General features: G+C 66.7%; 7 protein-coding genes and 1 tRNA gene. 1 reads left to right on the plus strand and 7 read right to left on the minus strand.

Annotated elements, in window-relative coordinates; translation table 11 throughout:
- Nucleotides 1-410: 410 nt before the first annotated feature.
- The 5 genes from QZY44_RS33090 to QZY44_RS33110 all read right to left on the minus strand — a co-directional run bounded on the left by QZY44_RS33090 (nt 411) and on the right by QZY44_RS33110 (nt 7,894).
- Nucleotides 411-3,392, minus strand: a complete 2,982-nt coding sequence (locus tag QZY44_RS33090; RefSeq protein WP_295457812.1) for a Zn-binding domain-containing protein — start codon at nt 3,390-3,392, stop codon at nt 411-413.
- A gap of 413 nt (nt 3,393-3,805) precedes the next feature.
- On the minus strand, nt 3,806-5,311 hold the full coding sequence (locus tag QZY44_RS33095) for an AAA family ATPase (RefSeq protein ID WP_295457815.1): 1,506 nt from the start codon (nt 5,309-5,311) through the stop codon (nt 3,806-3,808).
- A gap of 24 nt (nt 5,312-5,335) precedes the next feature.
- Nucleotides 5,336-5,827 carry a GNAT family N-acetyltransferase gene (locus QZY44_RS33100; protein ID WP_295457818.1) on the minus strand — a complete coding sequence of 164 codons (492 nt, stop codon included), beginning with the start codon at nt 5,825-5,827 and terminating at the stop codon, nt 5,336-5,338.
- A gap of 38 nt (nt 5,828-5,865) precedes the next feature.
- The gene (locus tag QZY44_RS33105) at nt 5,866-6,636 is read right to left on the minus strand and encodes a M23 family metallopeptidase (protein WP_295457820.1); all 771 of its coding nucleotides are present in this window, start codon (nt 6,634-6,636) and stop codon (nt 5,866-5,868) included.
- Complete coding sequence (locus QZY44_RS33110; protein WP_295457822.1) at nt 6,626-7,894, minus strand: caspase family protein; 1,269 nt, start codon at nt 7,892-7,894, stop codon at nt 6,626-6,628. The genes QZY44_RS33105 and QZY44_RS33110 overlap by 11 nt, the downstream gene beginning before the upstream one ends.
- A gap of 293 nt (nt 7,895-8,187) precedes the next feature.
- On the opposite strand from QZY44_RS33110, the gene QZY44_RS33115 reads away from it, so the two are divergent.
- Nucleotides 8,188-8,484 (plus strand): hypothetical protein, encoded by a 297-nt coding sequence (locus QZY44_RS33115; RefSeq protein ID WP_295457825.1) that lies wholly within the window; start codon nt 8,188-8,190, stop codon nt 8,482-8,484.
- 287 nt (nt 8,485-8,771) lie between these two features.
- On the opposite strand, the gene QZY44_RS33120 is transcribed toward QZY44_RS33115, so the two are convergent.
- Nucleotides 8,772-8,856, minus strand: a tRNA-Leu gene (locus QZY44_RS33120).
- Nucleotides 8,857-8,937: 81 nt separating this feature from the next.
- Nucleotides 8,938-9,828: a phosphoribulokinase gene (locus QZY44_RS33125; RefSeq protein WP_295457827.1), complete on the minus strand. Its 891-nt coding sequence runs from the start codon at nt 9,826-9,828 to the stop codon at nt 8,938-8,940.
- Between the last annotated feature and the right edge of the window lie 104 nt (nt 9,829-9,932).

Genomic DNA, 9,932 nt, shown 5'->3' on the forward strand with positions numbered 1-9,932 from the left:
ACCACCTCGCTGAAACGGGCCTTGGCATCTTGTAACGCCCATTGACGCATAGAAAACGCTCCTCTGGCATTCAATTCCTGTTCATGTTGCATACTGACCCCAACGGGGTCGAACATACCAGCCCAGGGCAACTCCCTGGGTTAGCGTTTCTTGTTCGGCCTAGCCCTGAAAGGGCGTGACATACGATGGGGCTCCTTATGTCACGCCCTTTCAGGGCTGGGATCTGTTATCCGTCATACCCAGGGCGTTACCCTGGGCTGGTATGTCACGCCCCTTCGGGGCTTGAACAGGCGCAAGATTAGGCGGAATAAGGTCGTACTTAGTTTGGTCAGTATACATCCGAAGCCGGGCATCAGAATCCGAAATACCCATCGGGCAGGCCCGCCAGACGGTGGCCGCGTGCAGCCTCATCAGCCACCAAGCACCCGCCGCAGCACCTCCACCGCCTCGCGGCGGTTCAATTGGCGCTCCACCGAATAACGGGTGGCGGCGATGGACGGTGGGGATTGCAGACAGAGCGGGCAACCGGACTCCGCGGCACAGGGGCAGTCCGCCAGCCAGTCCCGCGTATACCCGAGCAGCCGGCGCAGCAGGTCGTCGTCGTCATTGAGTGCATCAATGAGCCCCAGGCCCTGGGGGTAGAGGTCCAGGATGACCAGACCGGATTCGCGCCGACGGCCGATCTTGAGCCGCTCGGCGGCCATGACCAGCACCGCGTCCTCTTCCACCCCGACATGGACCGCCAACACCTGACCCAGTGCCTGGGCGATCGAGTGCAGGGCCGCCGGGTACGCGTCCAGGTCCTGCGCGAGGAAGCGCAGCATCAACCCCTTGGTGGGGAAGGCCAGACTCTCGATGGGCTCACCCCACAGTGGCTCGCTGCGGCGCGGCGCCCCCGGACCATCCGGCCGCAATTCGATGATGCCGGTGACCTCCTCCTCGTAGTGGGTCTGGATCACCACCGTGTTGAGCGCACCCTGGTCGAAGAAGACCTGGGTCTGGCCGGGGTCGACCTGGGTGCGGCGCAGGCGCGGCTCATTGACGCGCCAGGTGAGCACCGGGTCGTCGCTGCGGGTGCAATACAGTACGCCCAGGCGCTTGATCTCGGCGGCCTGCGTCGCGGGCCAGGGGTTCATGCGGTAGGTCTGACCCTTGACCCGGAAGACCCGCCGGGGATAGGCAACGATGGTGGCGCGCTCCGGGTCGATACGCGCCAGGACGGCCTCGGCCCCTCCGGCCTCGCGCAGGACGATGGCGACCAGCCGATCGCCGACGGTGTCCAGTGGACCCGGGCGATACTCGGCGGCCGAACTGCGATAGCCGGTGTCGACCTTGAGGATGTTGTCCTCGTCCAGAAAGCGGACATCGCGCCGCTCGATCTCGTGGCGGTTGGTGAGCTCGTCCAGCACCGGATCGAGGATGGCATCGCGCCACTGGAAGGTATCGAGCAGGCCGCTCGCCACCGCCTCCATCTCGCGCAGGGCCAACAGCAGGTGCCGCCGCACGATGGTCGGCTGCGGCACCCCGGGGACCAGACGGCGCACCTGCCGGAAGAAGGTCTCGGGGTCCTGCGCCAACTGCATCAGGAGGCGCCGGCAATAGGGGTTACCGGGCGGCAGGAGCAGCCCCACCTGATGGATCGGCAAATGCTCCAACGCACGCCCCCCCTGCGAGAGCAGATTGACCAGCGACAGGACCGTGGTGGCGTCGACCTCCAGGACCCGCGCCGCCGCGTCGGCCGGCGTATGCACCAACCGCTCGGCCAGTCGGCGCCCATCGACCAACTGCTGCATGAAGTCCCGGGCCTTGGCCAGGTCCAGCGCGGGCGGCGGCTCATAGCAGGTCCGCAAGCCGGCCTCCACGGCGACGCGGGCGGCCAACAGACTCGGGTCCCAGTGGTCCAGATTGGCCGTGTCCAAACCCCTGAGCCCCGGCGTCGGCTCCAGTAGGTGGATGGCGATGGGGTGGTGGCGGCGCCGCTCGACCACGACCCGGTCCTCGGGCCGGTAGTCATAGGGCAGCAGTTGGGACACGAAGGCTGCCAGGTTGGCCTCGTGGCTGTGGTGATACCGCGCCAAGGTGAGCGAGCGCGTCGCCTGCTGCCCCTTGCGCTTGAGCAGCCGATGCAGCCGATGGGACACCGCCCAGAAGTTGGCCGCCCTGACCCCGGAATAGGCGTCCAGGTCACACCAAACGGTGAGCCCGATCCGGGCGAGCAACAGCGGATTGTCCGCGAGATCCGCCAGGTGGTCCGAGAGGGTGCCGACATCCAGGAGCCAGACCATGGCCGTGGTGTCGCCGGGCGCGCTGGCCCGCGGCAGGTGGATAAGCTGCGGACCCGGCAGCCAGGCCGCCAGGCGCTCCGCGAAGGACTCCGGGGTCTGCGGGACGATGACCAGGGTCACCAGTTCCAATCGCACATGGGTCAGTTGGATCGCCACCCCCAGGGCCTCCCACTGCCCGCTATCGTCGGGGGCCAGGACCAGCCGATCCAACCCATGGCGGCGCCGCCCCTCGCCCACGGCGAAGAGATCGGCGAGCGCCTCGATCAGTTCCGGGGCGACCCGGCGGGCGGACAGAGACGGCCACTGCTCCAGGAGCGCACGCGCCCCGGGCGCCTCGATCTGCCGCGCCACGCCGGTCGGCGCGAGCCGACAGAGGGTCTGGACGGCAAAACCGCGCCGGCGCAGCGCCGCCACCCAATCGCCGGGGCCCTCGCGCGCGGCCGTGGCCGCGTCGTCCGCCGCCGTATCGTGGCGGCCGCGGCTGAAGGCGATGGCAATCAGGGTGATCGCGATGACCGCTGACAGACCCCAGGGCGCGGCCCGCTGCCGGGCCAGACCCTCGCCCAGGTCGGGCGCGCTCCAGAGGAGCAACAGCAGGAATGGGGATGCCAGGACCCACAGGACCCAGTGCCGGGAATTGTCAAAACCCGCGGAGCCCGCCAGCCAGGCGCCGGGGCGCGGTTGATCCACGGTACGCGCCGGGGCGGGGATGGCGAGACGCATCAAGACCACCATCAACCAGACGGCAAAGGGGAGCGCGAGCGCCCACCACTCGGGGTGTGCCAGCCGCTGCCCGTCGGCACCCACCGCTGAGGGGACCTTCAGTTCGACCCGCGGCAACCCGGGCAGGTCGAGCGTGAGCCCGGTCGCGTCGAACAGCGGGTGCCAGCCCTTCTGCCACCAGGTGGCATCCAGCAGTTGCAGGGTCCAGGCATAGAGCAGCAGCGCGGCCAAGAGGCCGCCAGTCCACACCAGCACGCCCGTCCAGAGTTCGCCGCTGTCCCGAGTCGGCCGCCGGACGATGACCGCCGCGTTGATCGCGAGCGCCAGCGTTAGAGCAGCGACGAAGGCCCCCAAGGGAACCAGCCAGGCGGGGATGGCGGTCATGTCGGGCACCACCGTGGGCGCGGCAGCCCGCCGCGCAGCGCACTCACCGCAATAGGCGCCCGAGTGCCTGTCCCCGCTCCCACCGGCGAGAACTGGGGCTGAGCGATCACGCACATGGGTCTAAGCATGGTCCGTGGCGACGATCACGCGAGCTCCAGGTCCAGCTTGTCAGCGACGCGACAGGGGCACCCCTTCATCTGGGTCCACAGTTGCAGTGACATGGGGGCCTCCGGGGTCGGGGATGGGACGAAAAGATCAAGACGATTCGATGCGAAAAATCCTAGCAGAAGGCGGCCTTGTTCATCACTCCGACCACCGGTGCCCCGGGCGCAGAGCGCCTGACACCGGCGTGACACCGCCGCGGAGAACCTCTTCGGGATAGTGGTGAGCGTGTGAGCGAACCAGGTCCCCCATCAATCGAATCGGACCTGCGGATTGGCGGAGGCCGGTGTCGCCCGGTCCCAAGCCCAGTCGCGGATAAAGCGGATCTGCTCATTCATGCTCTTGGACAGTGGCACCAGCCGGCGCGCATGGGCCACGATGTGCTCGGTGCCAAAGGGGGCGCGGTCCTGCTCGGAGTCGATCCGCCCGGCAACCACGATCTGCTCAATCTCGGCAGCGGTCCACTCGCGGCTGTCGCGCACCAGTCGGTCCAGGTCGAAGGTGGCGGGATCGCCGCGATTATTGCGGATATGCACGGCAAAAATCGCGGCGCGTTCCTCGTCGTTCGGCAGATCGAAAAAGAAGACCTCGTCGAAACGGCCCTTGCGGATCATCTCCGCGGGCAGGGCCTCGATGCGATTGGCCGTGGCGGCGACGAACACTAGGGGCGGCTTCTCCTGCATCCAGGTCAGAAAGGCGGAGAGGATGTGCGCGGCGGCGTCCCCCTGCCCCTTGCCGTCACCCCGGCTGCCGCCCAGACCGTTCTCGATCTCGTCGATCCACAGCACCGCGGGAGCGACCGACTCGATGGTACGCAGGGCCTTGTGAAAGGTCGCCTGGGGGTTGCCATGGAGATCGGCATAGATCATATTCATGTCCAGCCGGAACAGGGGCACCCGCCAGGCGTGGGCAATCAGCTTGGCACACAGGCTCTTGCCGCACCCGCTGATACCCATCAGCAGCAGCCCCTTGGGCACGGGCAAACCCGAGTCCACGGTGCGCTGATTAAACAGCGCCGCGCGCCGCGCGATCCAGTCCTTGAGACTCGTGAGCCCCCCGATCCGCTCCAGGTCGACCAGATCCGGCACATAGTCGAGAAAGCCGGCACCACTCACCGCCGCCTTCTTGGCCGCGGCGATCTCGCCCAGCATGCCGTCCCGACTGAGGCGCCCGGTCGCCAACGTCCGGTGCATGACATGGCTCACCTCGTCGAGCGTCAGCCCCTTCAGTGCCAGGGTGAGTTCCTCCAGGGCATCATCCGGCAGGACCTTGGACGTGTAACCGGACCAGAGCACACACACCCGCTCGCCGATTTCATGGGCGTCCGGCAGGGGCAACTCCAGCAGCAGCACCTCTTGGCGCAGCGCGGCCGGGATCTGCACCACCGGTGACACCATCAAGAGCGCGCTGTCCTGCCGCCCCATCAGCACCGCGTGGGCGTCGCGCAGGGCGCGGGCGACCTCCGGCCGGTCCAGAAAGGGCGTGAGGTCCTGAAACAGATAAAAGCCCGGCCCGCTGATGGCGGTCACCGCCTGGATAGCGGCGAGCGGGTCACGGGTATCGCCCGCCGGCAGCGGGGCGGCCCCGGGCGCCGACACCAGTCCCAGGGTGCAGGTCCAGGTCGTGAACGCGCTCGCGGGGGCGACCTCGGCGACCAGGCGGTGCACCAGCCCCAAGACCCGCACCTCCTCCGCAGAGTGGATATAGATCAGCGGGTGCCGGCCCTCGATGGCGGCGCGCAGCAAGTCGGTGGACATCTCACTCATCCTGGTAAGCAGTGGTTATAACATCCCACCATAGACCCCGGGGTCGGAACCCTCGATCACTACCGCACCGACGGCCTTCGCATAGAACCCCTGCACGTCCGGGCCGACCCCGCCGATGATCGCATAGGCATACCCCTGGGCACGCATGGCATGGAGCGTGGCCAGCAGCAGCGTCTTGCCGATCCCGCTGCCCTGCTCTGCCGGAAGCACCCCAGTGGGGCCGAAGAATCCGCGGCAGGTGGACTCGTAACAGGCAAAGCCCAGGATATCATCGGCGTCCGGGTCCTTGCCCGCGCGCCTCGCCAGGATGCAGGCGACCGGCAGCCGGGCGAAAGCGACCTCACACTCGCTCGCCCAGCCCCGCCCCCAGTGACGCTTGACCCATTTCAGGATCGCCTGCTTGTCCGGCGCCAGGGCGCGGTGGATCGCGATGGAGCGCGCCTGCTGGCGGGCCAGCGCCGCCTCCAGGCCCGGCAGGTCGTAGAGTCTTACCAGCATATCGGGCATCGTCGCGCTCCGTTTGAGTGATTCGGTCATGTACAGGGCTATTGCCCGGGAATCTGATTCGGCGAACCCGGGGCTGGCCGTATCACCACACCCGGATCGACATCGTGGCCATCGCGGGTCACTTGCAGATGAAGGTGAGGATTCACAATCCCACCGGTGCGGCCAACATAACCGATCACCTCGCCGGCGACCACCGGCACCTGGAGTGATCGCTCCGCGCTATCACCGAAATCCCTGGCCACCCCGGCGCGTGTTGCGACCGCGTCCGAAAAGCCCATCGTATGCATAAAGGTGTAGAGATAGCCGCTGTCACCGCGTAAGCGAAACAGGCGTCCGGCCCCACCGTTCTTACTTTCCTTGCCCGCCGCCGCGAACACGTCAGCCCCTTGGTAGCCGATGATCACCCCGCTTTCCGGTGCGACAATCGGCGTCCCATAATGGGCATAGATATCCAAACCGCGGTGTGGCCGGCCGCAGCCGTGCGGTAGATCGATGGTCGGACGGCAGGCATCGTAGCCGGGCTCCTGGTTCTTGCCCACCGTGCGCTGGCCCTTGAATTTGGCATAGGTAAAGGCCGGGGTCGGTGTCGGCCATTCGTAGTACCAGGCCGCAGGTTCGGCGATACGGTAGGCCCCCGGGGTCGCTGGGGCGGTCGCGCGCGTGTAGCCGGTAAACGCCTTGATCGTACCCCGCAGCGGGAATACCTGTGTCGCGGGTGCCGCGGGTGCCGCGGCACCGACGGTGCACGCCAGCATGGCCGGCACCAAGGCCGCGACCCGAGCGAACACCCCGGTCAGGTCAATTTCCATGACGGCACACCCACTGACCAAATGCCCAACCCAAGGTGCCATCACGCAGCCGCACCCGCAGCCAGGGGCCACGGGTCTCCAATACCGCCAGAGCGGTGTTTCCACTCAACCGGAAGAATTCCGAGGCACTGCTTCGCGGTCCAGAACGTAGTGAGAGAAAGTTGTCGCCGTTCGGGTCGAGCCGACAGACATGGGCATTCGCGGCGAAGGCCGGCGGAGATGGCGGTCGAGGTGACGCCGGGGACGGCGGGGATGGCAACTGGGGGCGAATGGTGGGCACTGAACGCGCCGCCGCGGTGAGCCGTTCGATGCGGCGGCGGGCCAGTTCTTTGAATTGGCCTTGCGGGTATTTGGTGAGGTAGGCTTGAAAATCGGCCGGATCATCGCTGTTCTTTACGCTGTTCCAGAACGCCAATTCGAACTGCGACTGATCGGGTGCGGCAGCGACCGGGGCTGGCGGCGCAACGACCGGGACCGCAGCGGCCGGGGCCGGCGCGGCAGCCGCCGGCGCAAAGGCAAACTGCCCGAGCACCACACCCTCGACCCAGGGGGTCTGGGCCCCAGCGGTTTCGTGGTCCACGGCCAGCGCGGCGTGCTTGAACGCCTGCTCCACCTCCAGGCCGGGCTCGCCCATCGCCGCCAGCAGATGCTTGGTGAACACCCCGTTGCGCCCGCCGCCGTCGCTGGCCACGGCCCCGGGCTGGGTGGCGTACAAGATCAGGGTGCCCTTGGCCGGGGTGAGGCGCGCCAAACCGCGGCTGGCCGAACGGAAAGCGTTCGGGAAGGGATTGTTGCGGCAGGCATCGAGCACGACCAGGTTCAACCCGTTGCCGGACTCGGCCATGCCATCGAGCACCCGCCCGGCATCCACCGCCTCGTAGCGCAGGTCCACCGCGCCACGGATGGCAGCCCCGATCGGAATCAGATAGTTGCGGCCCTCGTACTCGACCCCGTGACCGGCAAAATAGAAGAGCCCCACGGTCCCCTCGCCCGTCAGGGCGCGGGTGAAGGTGTGGATGGCCTGATCCATCGCCCGCTGATCGGCATCAAGCAGCAGGTCCGCCTGAAACCCCAGTCCGCGCAGCTTCGCGGCGAAATCCGTGGCGTCGTTGACCGGATTGGCCAGCGCCCCCTCGGCATAGGCACCGTTGCCGATGACGAGCGCACGCCGCCCCCCATCGGCCACCGCCGACCCCGCGACCAGCAGCGTCGCCGCCAGCAGCACGGCCCCCCAGCCCCCCAACCTTCGCATGATCATCGCCACTGCCCCGTGTCGCCGCCTGGGCCATCTGCCCGCCGGGAGCGATCATAAGCCGCCATTGCACCGCTGGACCAGCGCCGGCCGCTCCGGGTCCGCCTTCTCAACGCTGGTCTCTGCGGACGCGCCAACACTGCGTGAAGCAACGCACAGACGAGCAGCACGGCAACGAGGATATTGCTAAGTACCCATCGCCCGTCGCGGCACCTGCCCCTTTCACTGGGGCCACGGAAGCCCTACCTATGCAGTCTGTTGAGTCTGTTGAGTTGTCGTCAGCGACACCGGAGAACACCATGGCCAGCCAGTTCCGCCCGACCAGCCTGCAAGCGTTGCGCCTCGCAGAGCATGTCTATCTCCACCACGTCGAGAGCGCGGCTGACCTGCCGGCCGATCTCCCCGGGTTCGTCTCGCCCTCGTGGTTCATCTATGCCGCCTTCACGCGTGCCGGGGCCTTGCTGCTCAAGAAACCGAGCGGGCAACCCCTCATGTTTCCCACCGAAGCGGCGGCGACCGCAACGATCCACGATGTCCGGCCGGACGTCGAACCCGACGTGCGCGGCGATCTGTCCTTTTTGCGCAGTCCCAGGTAGGCACTGTCGGCCCCCGGCCTTCCGGCCCACCCGCTACCCCACAACCAACAGCCGATACCCGGCCTGCGTGGCGGATGGCGACGACGCCGAGCGCGACTGGTGGTCCGATGAGGGTTGGGCTTTTGGATGCAACGGAAGAGCGTCACGCAACCCGGGCGCTGACACGCCCCCGTTGGGGCGCCCCCAACCAACGGGGATCCGATTCGATGCGTCACGCTCAAGTCAAGTTGCCACCGAAGGGCCTGGGCAGCAGCCCACAAGAGCGGGCGTAAGACTTTGATATTAGATGGTGCGCGGAGGGGGACTCGAACCCCCACGGGTTGCCCCACTGGAACCTAAATCCAGGGCGTCTACCAATTCCGCCATCCGCGCTGGGGATCGACCTTGCGTCGAGGGGGCAATTCTACACCGGATGGGGGTCCGCCGCCGCCCCGCGGCGACGCACCCGGCCCCTCAGACTTCCCCCCGCCCCAGTTCCCCACGTTGCCGCATCAGGTCGACGATGCGCTGGGTCAGGATCAACTCCAGCGCGTACATCATCTTGCCCCCGGGGATCACCAAGGTGTTGAAGCCGGTAATCATGGTCCCATCGATCAGGCCCTTGAGTCCGAGCTTGTATTCCACGCTGGGCTTGGGGATCAGGAAGTGAATCATCACCAGGCTCTGATCGAGCGTGGGAATGTTGGTGACGCAGAAGGGATTGGAGGTGTCGGTCAGGGGGATGCGCTGGAAGTTGATATGGGTCAGGGAGAACTGCGGCAGGATGTAATGCATGTAGTCATACATCCGGCGATAGATGTTGTATTGCACGTCCTGCGGGCTGTATCCCCGGACCTTGGTGTCACGCTGGATCTTCTGCACCCACTCCAGGTTGATGGTTGGACAGACGCCGATCAGCAGGTCGACCTCCTTGGACATGTCGATGTCACCCGCCACCACCCCACCGTGCAGACCTTCATAGAACAACAGGTCAGTATCCTGCGGCAGCGGCTCCCAGGGGGTGAAGGTCCCGGGCTCCTGGTCCCAACGCTCCCCCTCATCCGCATCGTGGATATAGTAGCGGCGCTGCCCGGTGCCGGAGCGCCCATAGCTCTGAAACAGTTCCAATTGCTTGTCGAAGAGATTGCCCTCGGGGCCGAAGTGACTCAGGTTGCTGCCTTCGGCCTTCGCCTTGATGATTTCCTCTTTCATTTCCATCCGGTTATAGCGATGAAAGCTGTCACCCTCCACCACCGCGGCGCGGGCGCCGATGCGGTGAAAGATGCGCTCCAGGGCATTCTTGACGGTGCTGGTCCCGGCGCCGGACGAACCGGTCACTGCAATGATCGGGTGCTTTCTGGACATGGGTGGCTACTCGCTGACGTTCGATTGATTCGGATCACCATTCCCGCCGCTGGCCCTCACAGCAACCCGTCGCGGCCGCGGGGCCGCTCCTACGTGGTAGGAGC

Origin of the sequence: uncultured Thiodictyon sp. (genome assembly GCA_903837595.1) — a bacterium.
In the GTDB taxonomy this organism is placed as follows: Bacteria; Pseudomonadota; Gammaproteobacteria; order Chromatiales; family Chromatiaceae; genus Thiodictyon.

Bases quoted from the DNA above. Each gene is read 5' to 3' on its own strand.
- QZY44_RS33090 (WP_295457812.1), bottom strand. From the start codon at position 3,392: ATGACCGCCATCCCCGCCTGGCTGGTTCCCTTGGGGGCCTTCGTCGCT.
- QZY44_RS33095 (WP_295457815.1), bottom strand. From the start codon at position 5,311: ATGTCCACCGACTTGCTGCGCGCCGCCATCGAGGGCCGGCACCCGCTG.
- QZY44_RS33100 (WP_295457818.1), bottom strand. From the start codon at position 5,827: ATGCCCGATATGCTGGTAAGACTCTACGACCTGCCGGGCCTGGAGGCG.
- QZY44_RS33105 (WP_295457820.1), bottom strand. From the start codon at position 6,636: ATGGAAATTGACCTGACCGGGGTGTTCGCTCGGGTCGCGGCCTTGGTG.
- QZY44_RS33110 (WP_295457822.1), bottom strand. From the start codon at position 7,894: ATGATCATGCGAAGGTTGGGGGGCTGGGGGGCCGTGCTGCTGGCGGCG.
- QZY44_RS33115 (WP_295457825.1), top strand. From the start codon at position 8,188: ATGGCCAGCCAGTTCCGCCCGACCAGCCTGCAAGCGTTGCGCCTCGCA.
- QZY44_RS33125 (WP_295457827.1), bottom strand. From the start codon at position 9,828: ATGTCCAGAAAGCACCCGATCATTGCAGTGACCGGTTCGTCCGGCGCC.